The sequence below is a fragment of the Corynebacterium spheniscorum genome, from assembly GCF_900113445.1.
GTDB lineage: Bacteria > Actinomycetota > Actinomycetes > Mycobacteriales > Mycobacteriaceae > Corynebacterium > Corynebacterium spheniscorum.
In genome coordinates this window covers 226,791-248,454 of record NZ_FOPJ01000002.1, presented here as the reverse complement: position 1 = coordinate 248,454, position 21,664 = coordinate 226,791, and the positions used below count along the sequence as shown (strand labels likewise).

Genomic DNA, 21,664 nt, shown 5'->3' with positions numbered 1-21,664 from the left:
CCCGGGGAATCCCCCAACCAGAGGCCTCTCCCCGGAGGCCTCTAACCCCGCATCTCTAACCAGGTCATATCCACCTGGGCAGATACCCAGCAGAGAACCGCGATCTCGTGCGCAGCGAGCTCGCGAGCTGCTGGGATTTTTAATGAGCCAGCATCTTTCCCGGGCAATTCCTCCCGGATAGGCTCCGCCCCGCTTTGGTTGGCCCTCACAAAGGGGCGACCCCCGCGCACTCCCGGGCGCCGAGCGCTAGAGCGCCGAGCACCAGAGCGCCCCGCGCCGAAACTACCCGCACCACAGCCTCGCTCACTGGCACCCCGCGCCTTCGAACCGCGCATCCCCAAGCCCTGCGGTCCAGGTAAATTCTCCATCCCCTGCAGTCGCGGGCGAAGAATCTCAATCAGCATTAAGGCATGGTTCCCAGTTTCCATATCCACAATGTGGCGGGCCTGGTTCACCACCCCGCAGCGCTGCATTAAAAAACTGCGCTCGCCAATCTCCACAATGATCTCTCGGACACTGCGGCGCTTAAATTCAGCGCGGATAGCCACCTGCTGCTCATTGGGGCCAAATAGTTGCCCCTCCACCAGGAAGGTACTGCGCCTTAAACTCGGGCGATCCCGTCGGCTTAAGGTCCCGCTCCAGGTATCCTCGCTATGGGCACTTTCGCCGCCCACATATAAGCTCACATCGCACTCAGCGCCCCCACCACGCTTCTTCTCAACCCGGGTGAAAGCCAAGCTACGGCCCTGCCCATCAAGAAGGTGCTCTTCCCCCACTCCACGGCCACGTCCCCGCGTGGGTGAAGCACTCACCCACTGCAGGGGATATACCAGCGTCGTTTCAGTCATTGGCGCTCATCAAGTGTCGCTCATCGGAGGCATGAAGGCTCGGAGGTCCAGAGGTGCGGAGCCGCAGCGCCCCAACGCCCAACCGCCCCGCACACCTCCAATAACCACCGCGACACACCCCTCCGCCGTTTAGAGGAACACCAAGATCGCAACGAAGGTCAAAAACGCCAGCGTGGCGATCGTTGCTACGGTTACGGTGTTCAGGCCACTTAAGAGCACCCGGCGGACAAACCAGCTCAGCCCAATCACCTCATTGGTGCTCAAGGTTTTCGCATCCGCGAGCTCCGAGGTCTCCCCATCAAACTCGGTGATGGCCTTGCGCACACCATTATTGGCACCAGAAAATTGCGCGATCTTCTGGCCGAGGGAATCCTCAATAATCCAATCGCTGCGCTTTTCCTTGGTGAAGGTGAATTGGCGTCCAGCTAAGTCCACCGACACAGTCCCACCACGGCGCAAACCACTGGCGGTATACCGACTGCCATCCGGCAAGGTAGCGGTGGCGGTGTCCTTATCTACCGCCAGCGCCCACTCTTCCCCCTTCACCTTCGCTTCAGTGTCGGTGAAGGTCGCCAAGACCTCCGGCCCTTCTTCAATAAAGAGCTCGGTGGTATCAGACTTGGTCGGTCCCCAAGAGGTGTAGTGCATAGTTAGCAACCTACCAGGCGAGCCGCCAAATAACCCTTGAGTTCGCTGATCTTCACACGTTCCTGTTCCATGCTGTCGCGCTCACGCACGGTCACCGCATCATCTTCGAGGGTGTCAAAGTCCACAGTCACACAGAAAGGCGTTCCGATCTCATCCTGGCGGCGGTAGCGGCGTCCAATCGCACCAGAGGCGTCGAACTCCACATTCCAATAAGCACGCAGCTCATCAGCCAGCTGGCGGGCCTTATCGCCCAGCGGCTCCTTCTTGCTCAGCGGCAGCACCGCCACCTTCACCGGGGAAAGGCGATAGTCCAGCTTCAGCACCACGCGCTTATCCACCCCACCCTTAGCGTTCGGGGCTTCATCTTCGGTATAGGCATCCACCAAGAAGGCCATCATGGCGCGACCCAGACCAGCGGCCGGCTCAATCACATAGGGGATCCAGCGTTCGCCGCTTTCCTGATCAAAGTAGGAAAGATCCTCACCAGAGCCCTCCGAGTGCACCTTCAGGTCATAGTCGGTGCGGTTGGCCACACCTTCGAGCTCGCCCCACTTCGAGCCAGCGAAACCGAAGGCGTATTCCACGTCCACGGTGCGCTTGGAGTAGTGCGAAAGCTTTTCCTTGGGGTGTTCATAAAGGCGCAGGTTCTCTGGCTTAATACCCAGGTCGATGTACCACTGGTGGCGATCATCAATCCACTTCTGGTGCCATTCCTCATCCTCACCGGGCTTGACGAAGAATTCCATTTCCATCTGCTCGAATTCACGAGTACGGAAGATGAAGTTGCCAGGCGTGATCTCATTGCGGAAGGACTTACCAATATTGGCGATGCCAAACGGCGGCTTCATACGCGCGGAGTTCATCACATTCTTGAAGTTCACAAAAATGCCCTGCGCGGTCTCCGGGCGCAGATAGTGCAGGCCTTCTTCATCATCCACCGGCCCCAGGAAGGTCTTCAACAGCCCCGAGAATGCCTTCGGTTCGGTCCACTTGCCGGGCTGACCGGTCTCCGGATCCGGAATATCGGCCAGGCCATTTGCCGGCGGGTGCCCATGCTCTTCTTCATAGGCTTCAATCAGATGGTCAGCACGATAGCGCTTATGCGTGTGCAGGGATTCTACGAGCGGATCGGTGAACACTTCCACGTGTCCGGAGGACACCCACACCTGCCGCGGCAGGATTACGGAGGTATCCACGCCCACCACATCAGCGCGCGAGGTCACCATATGGCGCCACCATTGGCGCTTAATGTTCTCCTTCAGTTCCACACCTAAGGGGCCGTAGTCCCAGGCGGAGCGGGTTCCTCCGTAGATCTCACCGCAAGGGTAGACCAAGCCGCGTCGTTTACAGAGATTAACGACGGTGTCGATGACAGATGTCTGGGCCATGCGAGTTGTGACTCCTCAGTGACGTGAAAAACCAGGGCTCGGCGCAGGTTCAGCGTGCGTCCGAGATTTTCGTCCCCACAGTCTAGCTTGCTTCCCGAGATCGGCGGGCTTAGGTCTCCTGCTTAGCCCAGTTGGGCGCTGATTCAGCTTTGCCTCACCTGGGTTGTCCTCCCCCGCGAGTTGCCCCCAAAGGGTGTACCTGCCCGTGATTTAGGCTCACCCGCCAATGCTGAAATCTTGCAACCTTAAGTAGTCCTAAGTGGGGGTGTACACATCATTGGTTGATTAGCTATCCGGAATGCCCTCAAAAGTGCAAATAGCACAGTTAGCTCGATTAAGTTGAGAATCTCATAACTGGGTCTGTGGGACTATTTCCCCATATATATTTTCGCTATCCAAGCAAAGGGCTCCACCCCTGCACTCATCCCCCAGCACATTCACATAATGCTAAAAAAGTATCGAGCTGCGCTAAAGTAGGGTCAACCTCAAAACCCACCTCCCAGCTCACAAACTGGACACCCCAAGCCAACCTGGTTAGGACGCCCGGCGAGCATATCGGGGCCTGGATGTAGGTACACTTACCTCCTACAACGACGTACTATCTAAAGTAGCTGGTCATTAGGCCCCCAATGTGTGAAGAAAGGCGTGCTGCCACGACCACAATGGATATTAATAAAGAAACTTTTATCTCCATGGACCAGGCTGCTGCCGCGAAGATTATCAGCGCCCTGGATTCCCGGCTGCGCATTCAGATCGTTTTATTATTGGCCGAACATGAACGTTATGTTCATGAGATTGTAAAAGTCACACGAAAAAGCCAGCCACTGATTAGCCAACATCTTCGCGTTCTCAAGACTGCTGAATTGGTGGATTCCGAACGCCGCGGCCGCGAAGTTGTTTATCGATTAATTGAACCAAAGGCTTTGGAAATTCTTCTTATTGCTGCATCCGCCGGGAAATCCACCGCAACCGGCTTCCCCGCAACAAGCTCCCCCGAATCCGCCTGGGCCACCGTCACCTCCATCGACTCTCACCAGTCCCTGCACTCTCTCGATGACGGCGCCTCCAGCGACAAGGGCCGCAGCTCCGCCGCCTCGGGCCCGGCCTACGCCCCGGCTGCCGCGGTACCCCCATCAGCGGTTCCCCCAACCATTCCGGCACCCATCCGCACAATGAGTGACCAAACCTCACCGGTTTGCCCGGAATAGTACCCCCGCTCGCTACCCGCACACTCCACCTATAACCGCACCACAGCACACGCTTTTTCGGAAACAATCAAGTGAGGTAAGGATTACCCCTGCCCATGGACTCCCACTCCACTGTGATTATCATTGTGAGGAAAAGTGTCAGAGAGGAGAGAACCCGTGACGCGTGACCCCAAAGCTCCTGAAGATGTGCCCAAGTTAGGACCTCGTAATACCAGGCAGCGCACCGCAGTTATCAATGCCCTGTGGTCAATTCCCAATTTCGCTTCGGCGAAGGAAATCCACCAGGCCTTAGAAGAAGACGATGCCAAGGTTGGTTTAACAACCGTTTATCGCACTTTGCAGACCCTTTCGGATATGGATGCCGTTGATGTGCTGCATATGCCAAATGGCGAAACCCTTTATCGCTATTGTCATAGCGATGAACACCACCACCACTTAGTCTGCACCGTCTGCGGTCGCACCGAAGAAATCGATGGTGGTCCCGTCGAAGATTGGGCCAAGCGCATTGCTTCCCAATATGGCTACACCATTACCGGCCATGACGCAGAGATCTTCGGAACCTGTTCCGACTGCAATGATCCCAAAAAAGAGTCTGCTTCCCATTAGATCCAGCTCTGCATGAAACTCCCCCAAAGAAAACACAGCCAGACCCCACCCACTAAGCCCAAGCCCACCTGTGCGAGAACCCCGCCAGGTGGGCTTTAAGCTTATCTACCCAATCGTTACTCGATCGCTACCCCAAAAGCCATGCCCAATACATAAGTCACGGAAGCAGCGCCCAAGCCGATCGCCAATTGCCGCAGCGCTCTCGTCCACGGGGAACGTCCCGAGAGCACACCGGTAATCCCACCGGTAATCATCAACGCCAAGGACACCAACACCACCGACACAATCCCAGCCGTCAAAGAAGAAATCGGCAGCAAGAAGGGCAACACCGGAATCAAGGCACCAGAACCAAAGCACAAGAAGCTCGACAAGGCCGCCTTCCACGCTTCCCCACCATCAACCGGGGCTTCCGCAACTACCTCTTCGACTTCCAGGGGCCAAACTACCGCATCCTCATCTTCTGCAATGGGTGCTTCCAGCACCATCGGATGAGCCTCAGCCTGCAGGGCAGCTAAGACGCTTCGGGCTTTCCTTTCTGCAACTTCCTCACTCATCCCGCGAGCGCGATACACCAAGGCCAACTCATTGGCATTGACATCTAATTGCGGTAACGCCTGCCGTGCCCCAGGGTTCGGGGTGGAGGCCTCTAAGAGTTCGCTTTGGGATTTCACCGAGATATATTCACCGGCCGCCATAGACAAGGCCCCGGAGAGCAAACCAGAAATGCCGGTCAGCAGAATAATATTTCCACTCACCCCACTGCCCATGATGCCCACCACCAGGGCCAGGTTGCTCACCAACCCATCATTGGCCCCAAAAATAGCGGCACGGAAACTCCCCGACATGGATTCCCGCCCGCGGGCAGCTAACCCACGAATAATTTCCGCGTGGATGCGTTCATCCGCGGCAATCTGCTCGCTGGCATCCTCATCATCAAGGTAGGGGCTGCGCTGTTCAGCGTTTTGCATCAACGCCAACACAAACACCGTGCCGAAGCGGCGTGCTAAGAACCCATTGATCCGGGTGGACCAATCAGGTTGCTTCGGCATACCCACATGCTCGCCCAGCTTCTTACGCCAATAGGTCTCATGGCGTGATTCCGCTTCCGCCAAAGTCATTAAAATAGCGCGTTCTTCGCCGGTGGCGCGGCGGGCAAGTTCCCAATAAACGGCTGCTTCTGCCCGCTCGTTGGCAAGGTATTGCCGCCAGCGGTTGATCTGACTTCGAGTGGGCTCTGAGCTGGGATTCACCTTCATAAAACTCCTCTGTTGATAGTGCTAATGCCAGCTCACTGTAGTGCGAATTTTTGTGAAGCGATAGCCCCAATCCGCGATCTTATTTCTTCGTCCCGCCGAACCTCCGATCACGTTGCGCATATTCCTCAACTGCGGCGAAAAGATCCTCAGCGGTGAAGTCCGGGAAGAGCTTCTTTTGGTACACCATCTCCGCATAAGCCGATTGCCACAACAAGAAATTCGACACCCGTTTCTCACCGGAAGGACGCAAGAATAGGTCCACATCCGGCATATCCGGCTCATCTAAAAAGGCGCCGAAGGTTTTCTCATTAATCTCACCCGGACTCAGCTCACCGGCAGCGGCCCGGCGCGCAATCTCTCGTGCCGCATCCACGATCTCTGCGCGTCCGCCGTAGTTCACGCACATGGCCAGGGTCATGCGGGTATTGGATTCGGTGAGTTTCTCGGCGGCTTCTAATTCTCTAATGACCGAGCGCCATAGTCGTGGACGTCGCCCCACCCAGCGGATGCGCACACCTTTGGCATTGAGCTGGTCGCGTTCATTCCGCAAGACTTCGCGAGAGTACCCCATCAGGAAGCGCACTTCTTCTGGGGTGCGTCGCCAATTCTCGGTACTAAAGGCATAGGCGGAGAGGTACTCCACGCCCATCGATAGGCATGCATCCACCGCCGTCATCAATACTTTTTGGCCGCGACGGTGGCCTTCGGTTCTTTTTAAGCCACGTTCTTGTGCCCAGCGGCCATTACCATCCATCACCAATGCAATATGGCGTGGGATTCTTTCAGCAGGGATATTCGGCGGATTTAGTCCCAGATCGGGCCATGGCTTCGAGTTCACATTCCTTATCGTGCCACAATCACGCTGACTACTGATCCATTACCTTCAGTGAAGCGATGCTTCTTTCTAAGTGCCATTGCAAATAACTGCGGGTCAGCTGGTGTGCTTCCGCGACAAGGGTGGGAAAGTTTTCTGGCACGGTGTCAAGCTCCGAGTCATGCAGTAATAGCCACATGAGGTGCAGGGTTTCTGGATGTACCCGCGGGCTTCCCGGAGGTCGACAGGTTCCACATACGGCACCACCGTGGCCGGGGTGGAAGCTTCGGTGCGGGCCGGGGTTATTACAGGCCGCGCAGTTAAACAGACTCGGTGACCAGCCTTCGTGCGCCATCGCTTGCAAGAGGAAGCGATCCACAATCAGCGTGGGATACTGCTCCCCTTCGCTATCTTTAAGCTCTTGCAGTTCCCTGAGTGCTTGCACGACTGCATCAAAAAGGGTGGGGTCTTCCCCGTAGTGAGCAACCGCGAGTTTTTCAGCGGACTCCAGTACCGCGCAGGCAGAGGTGTAGTTCTCCCATACTTCGATAATCCCGGCGCCAAAGAACTCCAGGGTGTCCGCGGCAGTAATGGTGTCCAGGTTCCGCCCGGAATATAGCTGCACATCTAGAAGCACGAAGGGTTGCAGGCGTGATCCGAAGCGAGATTTGGCGCGGCGAACTCCTTTGGCGACCCCGCGCACTAGCCCGTGTGCGCGGGTAAGCAGCACGATAATGCGGTCGGCTTCACCAAAGTCATAGGTGCGCACCACAACCGCATGATCACGATAGCTAGGTCGCCGGGCCATGAATGTTCAGCAGCTTAGAAGCCGAGGCGTCCTAGCGATTTCGGATCCGACTGCCAGTTTTTGAGCACCTTGATCCGCAGATCCAAATACACATTGCGTCCGAGCATATTGATGATGTCCCGGCGCGCATCATGGGTGATGCGGCGTAGGCGTTGGCTGTCCCGCCCGGTGAGGATGATGCGTTGGCCTGGGCGTTCCACATAGATCACCGCGTGAATATTGGTGCGGTCTTTCTCGGGGTCCTCAATCATCTCGTCGATCTCCACAGCAACAGAGTGCGGGAGTTCATCGCGTAGGCCCTTCAGTGCGGCTTCGCGAATGAATTCCGACATCCGTTTTTCATCGGAGTCATCGGTGAGGTGATCATCCGGATAGAACTTCGGACCTTCCGGCAGCGCCTCGGTAATAACATCGAGCAGCACCGACGTTTGGATATCTTCGGTGGCACTCACGGGCACTACTTCGCTTTCGCGGCCGAGGAGTTCATGCAGGGCGATGAGTTGTTCGCCGACTTGGTCGCGAGAAACCTTGTCGATTTTGGTGACGATGCCAATGATCGGCGTTTTTGGCGCCACGGTGCGCACCGCATTGAGGATCCATTTATCGCCGGGCCCGATCTTTTCATCGGCGGGGATGGTAAAGCCGATGACATCCACATCGGAGTAGGTGTCCTTGACGATCTCATTGAGTCGTTCACCCAACAGGGTGCGTGGGCGGTGCAGGCCTGGGGTGTCCACCACAACGATTTGGGCGTTATCGCGGTGCACGATGCCGCGGATGGGGTGTCGGGTGGTTTCTGGTTGGTCCGCGGTGATGGCGATTTTTTCGCCCACCAGGGCGTTCGTCAGGGTGGATTTCCCGGTGTTGGGTCGGCCAACGAAGCTTAAGAAACCGGAGCGAAAGCCCTCCGGGGTGTCTGTGAACTGTGTGCTCACCAAGGTCCTTCCAGATAGTGATGCTGCCCCAAAGGTGGTGCCTAAAAGCGCTGCATAAATAGTTAATTTCTCATCTTACCTTGGCAGCGAAAAGCCCCAGGGACAAAACACCCTGGGGCTAAGGCTTGGAGATTGCTAGATCTTTTCCACCTGGAATTGCATCTTCGGGTTCGCGAAGCAGTCTTGTGCATCGATGAGTAGCAGCTCGCGGGAGTCCGCCTTGAAGGTCATTTCGATCAGGTCGAAGACGGAGGAGGCAGTCCGTGCCAGGGATTCGCCCAGATCACCGGTGTTCAAGAGGTGGCCGGTGAAAAGTGCGGCGGTGACATCCCCGGAACCATTGCGCTTAAAGGGCAGGTATGGGGTGCGCACTAGGTAGGCTTCATCGCGGTCTGCGGCGATCATTTCAATCTGGTCGTCTGGGCATTCCGGGCGTTGCACAGAGGTGACCAGCACAATCTTCGGTCCCATGTCCTGGGCGGCACGGATGGCATCCAGGGTGGATTGCAGGTCGCTAGGTTCGGTGCCGGTGAGGTAGCCGAGCTCAAATTGGTTCGGGGTGATCACGTCAGCTACCGGCACAACCTTGTCGCGAAGTAGCGGTGGGATGAGGTCGGAGACGTGGCAGCCGGACTTGGCGTTGCCCATCACCGGGTCGCAGGCGTAGATGGCGTTGGGGTTTTGGGCTTTGACTTTGGCGACGGTGTCGATGATGACATCGGCGATATCGGCGCCGCCTTGGTAGCCGGAAAGCACTGCGGAAACGTGAGCAAGCTCTCCGCGCTCATCGACGCCGCGAATCACATCGGCAACATCAGCGGCGGGAATGAGCGGGCCGCCCCAAGCGCCATAGCCGGTGTGGTTAGAAAAGCAGACGGTGTGCACGGGCCAGACTTCATGCCCGATGCGTTGGAGGGGGAACACTGCGGCGGAGTTCCCCACATGTCCATAGGCCACATGAGATTGGATGGAGAGAATGTTCACCTGTTCTATACAACACGATGAACACCGTTTAACCCAAGTTTTAGCTACTCGTCTTCTTCGGAGGTTTCTTCATCCTCGCTTGCTTCGGCGACCTCGACTAATACCGAACGAACCCTCAGTCGGCCGCGGCGATCTTTCGCCCCTTCAGCAGTCAGCATGAGGTTTTTATGCGCAACTTTGCTCCCCGGAAGCGGTACGCGGCCGATCTCATAGGCGATCAAACCGGCGACGGTTTCAATCTGATCATCGATTTCTTCATCGAATTCGATATCTGTGTCGAGCGCCTCGTTGAGGTTTTCGGCCAGATCATCGAGATTCAACCAACTCACGGTACGGAAGCTGCGCTCCCCGACTTGTTCGAAGTCCGCGATTTCGAAGTCGTCATATTCGTCGGCGATCTCGCCGACGATTTCTTCCAAAATATCTTCCATGGAGATCAACCCGGCGACACCACCGAACTCGTCAATCAAGATGGCGAGCTGGGTGTGGTCGGTTTGCATCTCATGTAGGAGCGCATCCAGTGGTTTGGAGTCCGGCACGAACACCGGTGGGCGCATCACTTCTGAGACTTTCACCGAGGAGCCACCGTCGATGGCGTGGTAGGTGGATTTCACCAGATCTTTCAAGTAGACGATGCCGACGATGTCGTCGAGGTTCTCACCGGTTACCGGTAGGCGTGAGTGCCCGGAGCGCACGCATAGACTGGTGGCTTGGCCGGCGGTTTTTTCCTCTTCAATCCAAATCATTTCTGGGCGGGGCACCATGACTTGGCGGGCGGTTGTGGAAGCCAGGTCGAAGACGGATTGGATCATCCGGCGTTCTTCTACTTCCACAACACCGTGTTCCTGGGCGATATCGACCATTTCGCGCAGTTCCACTTCGGTCGCGTAGGGGCCATCGCGGAAACCAGAGCCTGGGGCAAGGAGGTTACCGGCCCAAATGAGCATCCTGGGGATGGGCCCTAGGATGCGGGCTACGCCGCTCAGCAGGAGTGCGGACCGCAGCGAAATCGTATAGGGGTTTTTGCGCCCCATGGTGCGGGAGAAAACACCCACCACGGTGAAGCTAATCAGGGTCATGCCGACGATGGCCACGCTAATGGCCATGACGGTGGATTCCAGTGCGCTTAGTGCCAGGCAGGCTGCGGATACTGCTGCGGTGACATCCAGGAGCATGCGCAGCAACACCAGTAGGTTGATGTGTTCCGGTCGGCGGTCTAGGACTTTGAGCAGGCTTATCGAGCCCGGGACTTCATCTTTGTGGAGTTGTTCAACGCGGGCACGGGAAATGGTGCTCACGGCTGCTTCGACGGTGCCGAGAAGACCAGAGGCTAGAAGCGCACAGATCGTAACCAGTGCGTAGATTAATTCGCCCACCTTTAGCCGTTACTCCTGCTCTAGTTCGTGGTCTAGGGCTTCACGATCAGCTGCACTGGGGAAAGCCCCCTTACCGGTAGGTTTTTCTTGGTACTCCACGCCGCGGCGTGTCACATCCTCGTACCAATCCGCCAGCAGTTCATTTTGCAGTGCGAACATTTCGCGTTCCTCATCAGCGGTGGCGTGGTCATAGCCCAGTAGGTGAAGGCAACCATGCACGCTCAGCAGCGCGAGCTCATGATCGAGGCCATGGCCGGCGGCTTTGGCTTGTTTGAGGGCGAATTCTGGGCAGAGCACAATATCGCCGAGCATTGCCGGGCCGGGTTCTGGTGCGTCCGGGCGGCCACCGGGGGTCAGCTCATCGATGGGGAAGCTCATGACATCGGTGGGGCCAGGTAGGTCCAGCCAGCGCAGGTGTAAATCGGCAATGGTGTTGAGGTCCACGATGTAGAGGCTGAGCTCTGCGTCGCGGTGGACATCCATTTCCCCTAGGACGAAGGAGCAGACATCAATGAGCATTTCTTCATTGACACCCTCATCGCCGGATTCGTTGAAGACCTCAATGCTCACTTGTGGTTCTCCTTCTCGCGGTGTGTGCCGCGGCGGGCTTCTTCTTTCATGTCATAGGCCGCGTAGGCATCAACAATGCGGCTGACCAGTTGGTGGCGCACCACGTCCTCGCTGCCGAGCTCCTCAAAGTGCACATCGGGAACTCCGCGCAAAATATTGCGTACTTTCTTCAGCCCAGAGTGTTGGCCACCAGGCAGGTCGACTTGGGTGATATCACCGGTGACGACGATCTTGGATCCAAAGCCAAGGCGGGTGAGGAACATTTTCATTTGTTCCGGGGTGGTGTTTTGAGCTTCATCGAGGATGACGAAGGAATCAGAAAGCGTACGACCACGCATATAGGCCAGGGGCGCTACTTCGACAACACCGGATTCCATGAGCTTCGGGATGGTATCTGGGTCCACCATTTCTCGAAGCGCATCATGTAGCGGGCGCAGGTAGGGGTCGATTTTTTCATTGAGGGTGCCCGGTAAGAAGCCGAGCTTCTCCCCTGCTTCCACGGCGGGGCGGGTCAAAATAATGCGGGAAACATTTTTTGATTGCAAGGCTTGTACTGCTTTGGCCATCGCCAAATAGGTTTTGCCGGAACCTGCTGGGCCGATCCCGAAGACGATGGTGTTTTCATCAATCGCGTCGACATAGCGTTTTTGGCCGGCGGTTTTCGGTCGAATGACTTTGCCGCGGTGCACGGTGATTTCATTGCGCAGGGATTCTTCCGCCGTTTCCGGGGTTTCTACGGCAACGAGGTTGACGATGTGGCGCACGGCGTCTGGGGTGACGGGGTGTCCGCGGCGCACCATGGATTGCATTTCCATTAGTGCTCGGTTGGCGCGCATGATCTTATGCGCTGGTCCTATCAGGCGCACGATATTGCCGCGGGCGAAGGAATCCACCCCCACTAATTCGCTGAGGGTGCGCAGGTTGCCATCATTGATGCCCAATACACCGGGGGTGTGGGTTTCTTCGAGTTCCACTGAGGTGGTGGCGACATCACTGGGGGTGTCAGTACTCACGATAGGGGTGCGGCCTGCTTTCTGTGCACGAGATATGGGATGTGGCATAAACAATAGTCAATATGGCGCTACCAGCGGGCGAGTACCCCAATGGCAGCACATGCCACCATCGCAGCACTCGCGGTGCGCAGCACCTCTGGGCCTAAGGCCACCAGCTGCGCCCCGGCGGCCTTAAGTTGGGAGCATTCGACTTCCCCGATGCCACCTTCGGGTCCAACTATGAGGATGATTTCCTGGGCATCTGAAAGCGGCATGCTGGCGATACCGGTGGTGGCGTCCTCGTGGAGGAGGAGTTTCAGCGCGCTGGACTGCTCAAGGAAGCGGCATAGGTGCGCGGTGTTGTGGGGCTCTTCGATGGTGGGGATGCGTACTCGCCGGGATTGTTTGGCGGAAGCTAGTGCGGCGTCCTCCCATTTTTTGGGGCCCTTGGTTTTTTTGGCACCTTGCCATTTAGCGATGCAGCGTTCGGCCTCCCAGGGGATAATGCGATCCGCACCGGCTTGGGTAGCAAGGTCAACGGCTAATTCCGAGCGCTCGGATTTGGGGAGTGCCTGCACCACGGTGATCTGAGGGGTGCGAACCGGGGCCTGTTGGAGATTGAGGACTTCAGCGTGGAGCTGGTCTTTGCCGGTGCAGCTAAGAACTTTAGCTTCGACAACAAGGCCCGTGCCGTCGATGAGTTGGATGCGTTCACCAGGGGTGATGCGTTTGACGGTGACGGCGTGGCGGCCTTCTGCCCCGCTGAGGGTGAGGAGTTCACCTTGTTCAGCGAGGTCCGGGAGATAAAAACTCGGAAGGCTCATTAGCGGCGGAATCGGTTGCGGATGCGGCTGAAGAGGGATTCTTCGCCATCCTCATCCGAGGAGACGCGGGCTTGGTCGCGGCGGTGTTGTCGGAGTTGTTCAAGCAATTCGCGGGAGCGATCATCCAAGGCCTTGGGGATGCTGATATCCACGTGGGCAATGAGGTCGCCGGTGCCTTGGTTGCGCAGGTGCGGCATGCCGGCACCTTCCATGCGGATGCGTTCGCCAGGCTGGATGCCGGGGGAAACCTTGATGTCGCGGGTGGTGCCATCCACACCATCCACGGGGATCTCCACACCTAAGGCAGCATCTGTCATGGGGATGTTGATGGTCATGTGGAGGTCATCGCCTTCTCGGGTGAACACCGGGTGGCGTTTGATTTTGACTTCCACATAGAGGTCACCGGCGGGACCACCACCATGGCCGACTTCGCCTTGGCCGGCCATGCGGATGCGCATGCCATCGGCGATACCGGAGGGTACCGAGACCGTAAGGTCGCGGTGTGCGCGTACGCGGCCGGCTCCGCCGCATTCCCCGCAGGGATCGGGGATGACATCGCCGAAGCCTTCACAGTTCGGGCAGGGGCGGGTGGTGAGCACATTGCCGATGAAGCCGCGTTGGACTTCTTGGACTTCGCCGGAGCCGCGGCATTGCTTACAGGTTTCCGGCTTCTTTTCGCTTTCCGAACCCGTGCCATGGCACTTCTCGCACACCACGGCGGTATCCACGGTGATGGATTTCTTGACACCCTTGAAGGCTTCTTCCAGGGTGATGGCGGTACGCAGGAGAGCATCGGAGCCGGGTTGGACGCGGGAGCGGGGCCCACGGGAGCCGCCGCCGGCACCACCGAAGAAGGCTTCGAAGATGTCGTTGAGCCCACCGGAGCCGCTGAATCCGCCGAATCCACCGCCTCCGGCGTTGGGGCCTTCCATAGGGTCGCCGCCCATATCAACGATGCGGCGTTTTTCTGGATCGGTGAGCACCTCATGGGCGACCGATACTTCGCGGAACATTTCCGCTGCTTCTTCACTGTCGTTGACGTCGGGGTGGTATTTCCGGGCTAGTTTGCGATATGCCCGCTTGATCTCCTGCTCCGTTGCGGAGCGGTCCACTCCGAGGATGCCGTAGTAATCCCGGGCCACGCTGTACCTTTACCTTCCTACAATCACTATTTCTACTTCGAAGCAGCGTACCCCGCCGAGCTGCCTTATTCTCCGGCGAGTACCTGACTCACATATCGTGCAACGGCAGAAACCTTAGAAATTGTTCCCGGATAGTCCATAAAAGTAGGGCCAACAACCCCCAGACCACCGAGCGCTGCGCCTTCTGAACCATAGGCGGTGGTCACCACCGAGGCACCATGCAGCTCCTTATTTTCATTTTCTTCACCAATAAACACATTGACATCACCCAAATCTGGCACATTGGCGAGCAGTTTGAGAACCACAACTTGTTCTTCTAAGGCTTCTAACACCATCGGCAAACTGGCGGGAAATGCCATGCGGGTGAGATTGGATGCCCCGGCCATAATAATACGGTCTGCAGGGCGATCCACGAGGGTGTCAATAAGAATGCGGGCACAACGCCGCAAGGGGGGTTTAATATCCTCCGGCACTTCCATTTGGGTTAAAGAATGCGCGGCATCGTGGAGAGTTTTACCGACTAAAGCGTGGTTAATGTGATCCCGGAGGCGGTGCACATCTTCATCGACGATGGGGTGGTCTAATTCCACATTGCGCTGATCCACCCGGCCGGTGTCAGTAATGAGAACCAGCATGAGCCGGAAAGGTGAGAGCACTACTACCTCGCAGTGTTTGACGCGGGAGACCTTTAAGGTCGGCAATTGCACAACGGCGGCTTGGTGGGTGAGCTGGGAGAGTAGCTGGGCGCTGCGGCGTAGTACATCCTCTAGGTCCACCCCGCCTTCGAGGAAGGTTTGGATGGCGCGGCGTTCGGCAGCAGATAGCGGTTTGATGTCGTGGATGGAGTCCACGAAGTAGCGGTAGCCCTTCTCGGTGGGGATACGCCCGGAGCTGGCGTGTTCCTGGGCAATCAGGCCATCTGCTTCTAAAACCGCCATGTCATTGCGGATGGTGGCGGAGGAAACATTGAGCTGGTGGCGCTCCAGGAGGGCTTTGGAGCCGACGGGTTCTTGGGAGGCAATGTAGTCGGCAACAATGGCGCGCAAGACTTGACGGCGCCGTTCTTCGGTGGAGCTACTAGCTGCCATAATTTTTCTACACCTCCCTTTAAGGAACCGAGTCTACCTCGTTACGCGGTTTCTTCCGCGAGCAAAATCGCGCTGATAATCCCATCGGCGAGTAAACGCCCAGCCTTGGTGACCCGCACGCGACCATCCTTGCGCTCCAGCCGATCTCGGGAAGCGAAATCTTCTAACACTGGGGCTGCGGCCGGTGAAATCCACTCTTCTGGGATGCCTTCTTTAAGACGCAAGCCGAGCATGAGTTTCTCCGTGTGGCGGTCGGTGGGGGTGAGGGTTTCGGAGTCTTTAATGGGCAAAGTATTTTCCGCGAGAATGCGGGAATAGGTGGCGGGATGTTTGTGATTCCAAAAGCGGGTGTCACCAATATGAGAATGTGCGCCGGGGCCGGCGCCCCACCAATCATGATCGTGCCAGTAACCGAGATTATGGAGGCATTCGCCTCCTGGGCGAGCCCAATTGCTGACCTCATACCAATCGAAACCCGCAGAAGAAAGCGCGGAGTCGATCATGGTGTAGCGGTGCGCGAGGATATCTTCATCGGGGGCGGGCAGCTCGCCGCGGCGAACCCTGCGGGCCATGGCGGTGCCATCTTCCACGATCAGGGAGTAAGCGGACACATGGTCGACGGGGGTGGAGAGCACATCCTCGAGGGTGCGGGCGAGATCCTCATCGCTTTCCCCCGGAGTGCCATAGATCATGTCGAGGTTAAGATGCTGGAAACCGGCATTTTGAGCCCAATGCGCGGCCTGCAGGGCGCGGCCAGGGGTGTGGCGGCGCTCCAGGATGCGCAGCACGTGGCTGGCGGTGGATTGCATGCCCAGGGAAATGCGGGTGTAGCCGGCGTTAAGCAGCGCCTCGAAGAACTCCGGGGAGGTGGATTCCGGGTTGGATTCGGTGGTGACCTCCGCGCCGGGGGCGATACCGATGGTGTTTTTCGCGGCGCGGAGGATGCGGCTTAGCCCATCCGCACCCAGCATGGAGGGGGTGCCGCCGCCGATGAAGACGGTGGTGGCGGGGCGAGTATCGGGGCAGGCGGCGACTAATTCGAGTTCGCGTTCCAGCGCGTCGAGGTAGCTTTCGGGGCTGGAGCTGCTTCCTAGTTCGCCTGGGGTGTAGGTGTTGAAGTCGCAGTAGCCGCAGCGAGAGGCGCAAAAAGGAACGTGAATGTAGAGCCCAAAACTCAACTTGCGGCTCCGGCGCCGGCGGCATTGCTGCGGCGGCGAGCTGCCACCTTGGCGACGATGGCGTCGATGCGGGCGCGTTCGTTGAGGAATTGCGGGGGTTTGTGGCCGCGCATGGTGCGGGCCACCCCGGGGTGCGCCTCGGTGACTGCGATGCGCCAGCCTTGGGCCGCGTAGTGTGCGATCTGCGCGGCCCGCGAGCAGGCTTGGCCGAGGTTGAGATTTTCCGGGTCATCGGCGGTGCGCTCAGCCATGTCGAGGATCCACGCCACCAGGTGCTGGAGTTGGGCGACGGTGGTGGCGGTGCGCTGGATGAGAGCTTCTTTAAGCTCCGCGACGACAACCGGGGTGCCTTCCACGGGGTGGGCTTCGAGCAATTCTTTGGCGCCGAGGAGGATGGGTTCGGCGACGTTTTCGCGATCCGAGGGGATGGTGCGTGCGCTCATCACCCCGGCGCGCAGGCCGGAGGTAAGGGCGTGGCGAAGCCCGGGCAGTTCCGCGGAGATCATGCGGGCATCATGGCGGGCGTCGGCGATGATCTCGTCGAGTTCGGCTAGGCAATCGGCGACTAATTCGGCGTCATAATCTTCGATTGCTTCCACCAGGTTCTCGATATAGGCGGCGACTTCATCGCCAATATCGAAGATCTCTTGGGTGAGCTCACGGTGGCGCAGTTCTGCGGCGAGGCGTTGCATTCCTCCGCGGCTCCCTTCTCAGGTGATTCCCAGTCTGGTGTTGACGTGACCTGACTTTATAGAATGCACCTGGAAAACTGCGGGAACTGCGCTCAAAATGCAGGTCGCCGGCGTGTCGAAAAATTAGCGGCGGTAGAGCTGCTGGATGGCGTCCCAATAGCGGCGGACCACCACGTTGCGTTTGACCTTCATGGTGGGGGTGAGCTCATCGGCTTCCTCGGTGAGGTCGCGATCCAGGATGTAGAACTTCTTGATCGCCTCGGCATGGCTGACGGTGCCATTGACCATATTGATGGCGTCTTGGATTTCCGCGCGTAAGGCTGGATCGGTGACCAGATCCTTGAGCGGCTTATTCGCCGGGATATTGCGATTGAGCTTCCAGCGCATAAGGGCATCTTCATCCAGGGAGACCAGCACGCCGATGAAGGGTTTGCCATCGCCAACCACCATGGCTTGGCTGATCATGGGGTGTGCGCGCAGAGCATCTTCCATGGGGCCAGGTGAGACATTCTTACCGCCGGCGGTGACGATGAGATCCTTCTTACGCCCGGTGATGACCAGGTGTCCGGAATCCAGGAGTTCGCCGAGGTCGCCGGTGTTGTACCAGCCTTCCTCATCGAAGGAGGAGTCGGTGGCTTCTTGGTTATTCCAATAGCCTTCGAAGACGGTGGTGCCCTTGAGCAGGATCTCGCCATCATCGTTGATGCGGACGGTCATGCCGCCAACGGGGCGACCGACGGTGCCGATTTTTTGGTTATCGAAGTCCACGCAGGCAGCAGCTGCGGTTTCAGTAAGGCCATAGCCCTCATATACCGGGACACCCAGGCCGCGGTAGAAGTGCAACAGATCCGGGCTCATAGCGGAACCGCCGGTGATGCAATAGCGCACTGCCCCACCCATGGCTTCGCGGATTTTGGCGTACACCACTTTGTCGTACATGGCGTGCTTGAGTTTGAGGGCGCGGCTGGGGCCCTCATCGGTGTCCAAGGCTTTGGAGTATTCGATGGCGATCTTTTCGGCGCGGGTAAAGGCCGCACCTTTCATCGCGCCACCATCGTGGGCATTGGCGGCCGCGGAGTTACGGACCTTCTCGAAAACGCGCGGCACGCCGAGGATCATATTGGGGCGCGCACGTTGGAATTCCAGGGCGATGGTGGAGAAATCTGACCAGTGCGATTGCGTGGCACCACCGATGACTACCGCAAGGGATACGGCACGCGCCAGCACGTGTGCCAGCGGGAGGAAGGTAAGCACCCGGGTGCCGGGCACGGCGATGGCGCCGATGGGGTGTGTAAGCAGTGCGCGGACTTCGCTTAACCAATTGCGGTGGGTAAGGCGGCAGCCTTTGGGGCGGCCGGTGGTGCCGGAGGTGTAGACCAGGCTGGCGAGGTCATCGGCGCGGGAGGCCTCGATGCGTTGATGGATTTCCTCATCGGCGACGGGGCGGCCTTCGAATTTAAGGGTGTCGATGCCACCGCAGTTGATTTCGACGATGCGGCGTAGTTGGGAGGTCGAGGTGGTCAGTGCGGGTTTGCCGTCTTCGCCAAGGACGAGGTGTTCCATGGCGTCGGTGTGGTCGCGGGTTTCGGTGATGGCGAAGATGGCGCCGGAGTCTTCGATGATCCACTGGATTTGGCTAGCGGAGCTAGATCCGTATATCGGAACGCTGGCGGCACCAGCAGCCCAGATGGCGAAGTCAAGCAGTGTCCACTCATAGCGGGTATCGGAGAGCAGGGCGACGCGGTCGCCTGGTTGGACGCCATTATGGATGAGGCCTTTGGCGACTTCGAAGACTTCTTCAATGAAGTCTTGGGCGGTGACATTCACCCACTCGTAGTTGGCGGGGCGGGTGAAGAGGACCCCATAGGGGCGTGCCTTGACGGTGTCGAGTAGTGCCGTTAGGCAGGTTTCCTGCGGCGCAACGTCATAGTCCGCGGGGGTTCCGTACTCCTGCACGATGGTGCTCACTTCCCTTGAGGCTTGGGTAAAACATGATGGATTCCTCATAATCTAGCGGGCTTGGTTGCTTCTTCGCCACCTACGGCCCGGCGTGTTGGGGGTGTGCGGTGCTGTGGATCCGGCTTGTGCTCGAGAAGTACCCCCCTTGGTACCCACCCTGGGATTCTGTGAAGTAGGTGGGCATGGCAGGATAGCGCATGTGACTTATCACGAGCTGCTCAATGAACTTGCCGCCTGCCATGGCGTTGCCACCACCTATATGTCTTCGACAGGTGAAGAGGTGCCCGTCACCGAAGCCACAAAGATCAAAACTTTGCATGCCTTAGGGGTGGATGTGGAGGCTAATGAGACCTCCATTTCCGATGCCTTGGTGCGTTTTTATGATCGCCAGGCTTCCCGCCCACTACCGCCTTGTGTGGTGGCGGTATGCGGTTATGAATATGTCTTCCACGTGCATGTCCACGATGGCGAGGATGTGCGCATTTGGATTGAGTTAGAAGACGGCACCCATATTGAGCCGCTGGAGCAAAGGGAGAATTGGAATCCGCCCCGCGTGGTGGATGGCCAAGCGTGGGGTGAGGCAAGCTTTGTCGCCCCACCTACCCTGCCCTTGGGCTGGCACCGTATCCACATGATCTCGGGAAGCATTGAAAGCTCCTGCCAGCTGATTGTGACCCCGCAGCGGCTATCTACTGCAGATAAGTATGTGGATAATCCAGCAACCGGTGTGATGGCGCAGCTTTATTCAGTGCGTTCTGAGGATTCTTGGGGCATGGGTGATTTCCATGACCTTGGGGAATTAGCGGAAATCGTGGCGAAGACCGCGGGCGCTGATTATTTGCTGGTGAACCCCATGCATGCGGCGCAGCCTTTCCCGCCGATTGAGGATTCGCCGTATTTGCCGACCACGAGGCGTTTCCATAATCCCTTGTATTTGCGGGTGGAGGATATTCCGGAGTTTGAGCAACTCGATAAGGAATTAGTTGCCGAGATCGGTGAATTGAGTGCCCCGCTGAAGGGTTTATCGACGGATCCGATTGAGCGTAGCCCCATTTATGAGGCCAAATTGCAGGTGCTTCGTGAGCTTTATGCCATGCCGCATAGTGATGAGCGCCGTGAGGCTTTTAAGACCTATGTGGAGCGTGAAGGTAAGGGCCTGAGGGATTTTGCGCGTTGGTGTGCTGAGCGTGAATTAGAGGCCGGGTTATTGCCCGCGCATGCCATTGAGCCGGATACGGAGGAACTCGGCGAGTTCTATATGTGGCTGCAATTCCTCTGCGATGAGCAGCTGGCTGCTGCCCAGGAACGTGCCTTAGCGGCTGGGATGTCGATTGGCATCATGGCTGATTTGGCGGTGGGTGTGCACCCCGGTGGGGCGGATGCTGAGAATCTTGCCAGCGTGTTAGCGCCGGCGGCCTCGGTGGGGGCACCGGCGGATAATTACAACCAACAGGGCCAGGATTGGTCGCAGCCGCCATGGCACCCGGAGAAACTCGCCGAAGATGCGTACCGCCCCTGGCGGGATTTGGTGCGCACCATGGTTCGCCATGCTGGTGGTATCCGCGTGGACCATGTGTTGGGGCTATTCCGCTTGTTCTGGATTCCGCGTGGGGAAACCCCATTGGATGGCACCTATGTGCGCTATTCGCATGAAGCTTTGGTGGGCATTTTGGCCCTGGAAGCTGAGCGTGCCGGAGCGGTGGTCATTGGTGAGGATCTCGGCACCTTTGAGCCGTGGGTTCAAGATGTGCTCTCTGAGCGCGGCATTTTGGGTACTTCCCTGCTGTGGTTTGAGGGTTCGCCCCAAGGGGATGGACCGCGCCGCCAGGAGGAATACCGCTCCTTGGCCTTGGCCTCGATTGGGTCCCATGATCTGCCGCCCTGCGCTGGATGTTTGGATGGCGAGCATATTCGCCTGCGCGAAGAGTTAGGGATTTTGGCCCGCCCGGCGAAGGTCGAAGAGGAAGAGGACCTGGAGTGGCAAAACGAGGTTTTGGACCGCGTTGCCGAGGCTGGGTGCTTTGAGGGCACGGCGTTGGCCGGCACCGAGTTTGAAGGTTTAGCGCGTGATGAGCGTGGCGATACCACGGATTTGTTGATTGGGATGCACCGCTTTGTGGCTGGTACTGCCTCTGCCCTGACCTGCACCTTGTTGGTGGATATGGTGGGCGATCGTCGGGCGCAGAATCAGCCGGGTACCACCAATGATCTTTACCCGAATTGGTGTGTGCCGCTCTGCGATGCCGAGGGTAAGCCCTTGTATATCTCGCAGTTGCCCAAGCTCAAGCTCTATCAGCAGGTTGCGGAGGCCGCGAAGCGTTAAGGGGCTTTGAAGCCCTGGTGGCCTA

20 protein-coding genes are annotated in these 21,664 nt (G+C 58.0%); 3 read left to right on the top strand and 17 right to left on the bottom strand.

Annotation, left to right across the window (positions count from 1 at the left end):
• Positions 1 to 41: 41 nt before the first annotated feature.
• The 3 genes from BMZ01_RS02645 to BMZ01_RS02635 all read right to left on the bottom strand — a co-directional run bounded on the left by BMZ01_RS02645 (position 42) and on the right by BMZ01_RS02635 (position 2,884).
• Positions 42 to 848 carry a hypothetical protein gene (locus tag BMZ01_RS02645; RefSeq protein WP_143067429.1) on the bottom strand — a complete coding sequence of 269 codons (807 nt, stop codon included), beginning with the start codon at positions 846 to 848 and terminating at the stop codon, positions 42 to 44.
• A 129-nt stretch (positions 849 to 977) separates the two neighbouring features.
• On the bottom strand, positions 978 to 1,496 hold the full coding sequence (locus BMZ01_RS02640; protein WP_092284127.1) for a hypothetical protein: 519 nt from the start codon (positions 1,494 to 1,496) through the stop codon (positions 978 to 980).
• A 2-nt stretch (positions 1,497 to 1,498) separates the two neighbouring features.
• Positions 1,499 to 2,884, bottom strand: a complete 1,386-nt coding sequence (locus BMZ01_RS02635; RefSeq protein ID WP_092284125.1) for a glycine--tRNA ligase — start codon at positions 2,882 to 2,884, stop codon at positions 1,499 to 1,501.
• Between the two features lie 662 nt (positions 2,885 to 3,546).
• On the opposite strand from BMZ01_RS02635, the gene BMZ01_RS02630 reads away from it, so the two are divergent.
• The gene (locus tag BMZ01_RS02630) at positions 3,547 to 4,092 is read left to right on the top strand and encodes an ArsR/SmtB family transcription factor (RefSeq protein ID WP_092284123.1); all 546 of its coding nucleotides are present in this window, start codon (positions 3,547 to 3,549) and stop codon (positions 4,090 to 4,092) included.
• A 156-nt stretch (positions 4,093 to 4,248) separates the two neighbouring features.
• Entirely contained in the window at positions 4,249 to 4,698 is a 450-nt protein-coding gene (locus BMZ01_RS02625) for a Fur family transcriptional regulator (protein WP_092284121.1), read from the top strand.
• 116 nt (positions 4,699 to 4,814) lie between these two features.
• Here BMZ01_RS02625 and BMZ01_RS02620 read toward each other — a convergent pair whose 3' ends face one another.
• The 14 genes from BMZ01_RS02620 to BMZ01_RS02555 form a co-directional block, all read right to left on the bottom strand.
• Entirely contained in the window at positions 4,815 to 5,954 is a 1,140-nt protein-coding gene (locus tag BMZ01_RS02620) for a VIT1/CCC1 transporter family protein (RefSeq protein WP_092284119.1), read from the bottom strand.
• A gap of 79 nt (positions 5,955 to 6,033) precedes the next feature.
• Positions 6,034 to 6,768, bottom strand: a complete 735-nt coding sequence (locus BMZ01_RS02615) for an isoprenyl transferase (protein WP_092284250.1) — start codon at positions 6,766 to 6,768, stop codon at positions 6,034 to 6,036.
• A 52-nt stretch (positions 6,769 to 6,820) separates the two neighbouring features.
• On the bottom strand, positions 6,821 to 7,576 hold the full coding sequence (gene recO, locus BMZ01_RS02610; protein ID WP_092284117.1) for a DNA repair protein RecO: 756 nt from the start codon (positions 7,574 to 7,576) through the stop codon (positions 6,821 to 6,823).
• Positions 7,577 to 7,590: 14 nt separating this feature from the next.
• A complete protein-coding gene (era, locus tag BMZ01_RS02605; RefSeq protein ID WP_177180022.1) occupies positions 7,591 to 8,511 on the bottom strand; it encodes a GTPase Era in 921 nt (306 codons plus the stop codon).
• A 135-nt stretch (positions 8,512 to 8,646) separates the two neighbouring features.
• Complete coding sequence (gene pdxY, locus BMZ01_RS02600; protein WP_092284113.1) at positions 8,647 to 9,495, bottom strand: pyridoxal kinase PdxY; 849 nt, start codon at positions 9,493 to 9,495, stop codon at positions 8,647 to 8,649.
• Positions 9,496 to 9,539: 44 nt separating this feature from the next.
• A complete protein-coding gene (locus tag BMZ01_RS02595) occupies positions 9,540 to 10,871 on the bottom strand; it encodes a hemolysin family protein (RefSeq protein ID WP_092284111.1) in 1,332 nt (443 codons plus the stop codon).
• Positions 10,872 to 10,880: 9 nt separating this feature from the next.
• On the bottom strand, positions 10,881 to 11,441 hold the full coding sequence (gene ybeY / locus BMZ01_RS02590) for an rRNA maturation RNase YbeY (protein ID WP_092284109.1): 561 nt from the start codon (positions 11,439 to 11,441) through the stop codon (positions 10,881 to 10,883).
• Positions 11,438 to 12,502 carry a PhoH family protein gene (locus BMZ01_RS02585; RefSeq protein ID WP_092284107.1) on the bottom strand — a complete coding sequence of 355 codons (1,065 nt, stop codon included), beginning with the start codon at positions 12,500 to 12,502 and terminating at the stop codon, positions 11,438 to 11,440. Before BMZ01_RS02585 ends, ybeY begins: the two co-directional genes overlap by 4 nt.
• A 20-nt stretch (positions 12,503 to 12,522) precedes the next feature.
• Complete coding sequence (locus tag BMZ01_RS02580; protein WP_092284105.1) at positions 12,523 to 13,257, bottom strand: 16S rRNA (uracil(1498)-N(3))-methyltransferase; 735 nt, start codon at positions 13,255 to 13,257, stop codon at positions 12,523 to 12,525.
• Complete coding sequence (gene dnaJ, locus BMZ01_RS02575) at positions 13,257 to 14,399, bottom strand: molecular chaperone DnaJ (protein ID WP_092284103.1); 1,143 nt, start codon at positions 14,397 to 14,399, stop codon at positions 13,257 to 13,259. The genes BMZ01_RS02580 and dnaJ overlap by 1 nt, the downstream gene beginning before the upstream one ends.
• Before the next feature lie 65 nt (positions 14,400 to 14,464).
• Complete coding sequence (gene hrcA, locus BMZ01_RS02570) at positions 14,465 to 15,487, bottom strand: heat-inducible transcriptional repressor HrcA (protein ID WP_092284101.1); 1,023 nt, start codon at positions 15,485 to 15,487, stop codon at positions 14,465 to 14,467.
• A 41-nt stretch (positions 15,488 to 15,528) separates the two neighbouring features.
• Complete coding sequence (gene hemW / locus BMZ01_RS02565) at positions 15,529 to 16,665, bottom strand: radical SAM family heme chaperone HemW (protein WP_092284099.1); 1,137 nt, start codon at positions 16,663 to 16,665, stop codon at positions 15,529 to 15,531.
• Complete coding sequence (locus BMZ01_RS02560; RefSeq protein ID WP_092284097.1) at positions 16,662 to 17,357, bottom strand: hypothetical protein; 696 nt, start codon at positions 17,355 to 17,357, stop codon at positions 16,662 to 16,664. Before BMZ01_RS02560 ends, hemW begins: the two co-directional genes overlap by 4 nt.
• A 123-nt stretch (positions 17,358 to 17,480) precedes the next feature.
• Positions 17,481 to 19,316 (bottom strand): AMP-dependent synthetase/ligase, encoded by a 1,836-nt coding sequence (locus BMZ01_RS02555; RefSeq protein ID WP_223846007.1) that lies wholly within the window; start codon positions 19,314 to 19,316, stop codon positions 17,481 to 17,483.
• 199 nt (positions 19,317 to 19,515) lie between these two features.
• Between BMZ01_RS02555 and BMZ01_RS02550 the strand changes: the two genes are divergently transcribed.
• On the top strand, positions 19,516 to 21,639 hold the full coding sequence (locus BMZ01_RS02550; RefSeq protein ID WP_177180021.1) for a 4-alpha-glucanotransferase: 2,124 nt from the start codon (positions 19,516 to 19,518) through the stop codon (positions 21,637 to 21,639).
• Positions 21,640 to 21,664 lie beyond the last annotated feature (25 nt).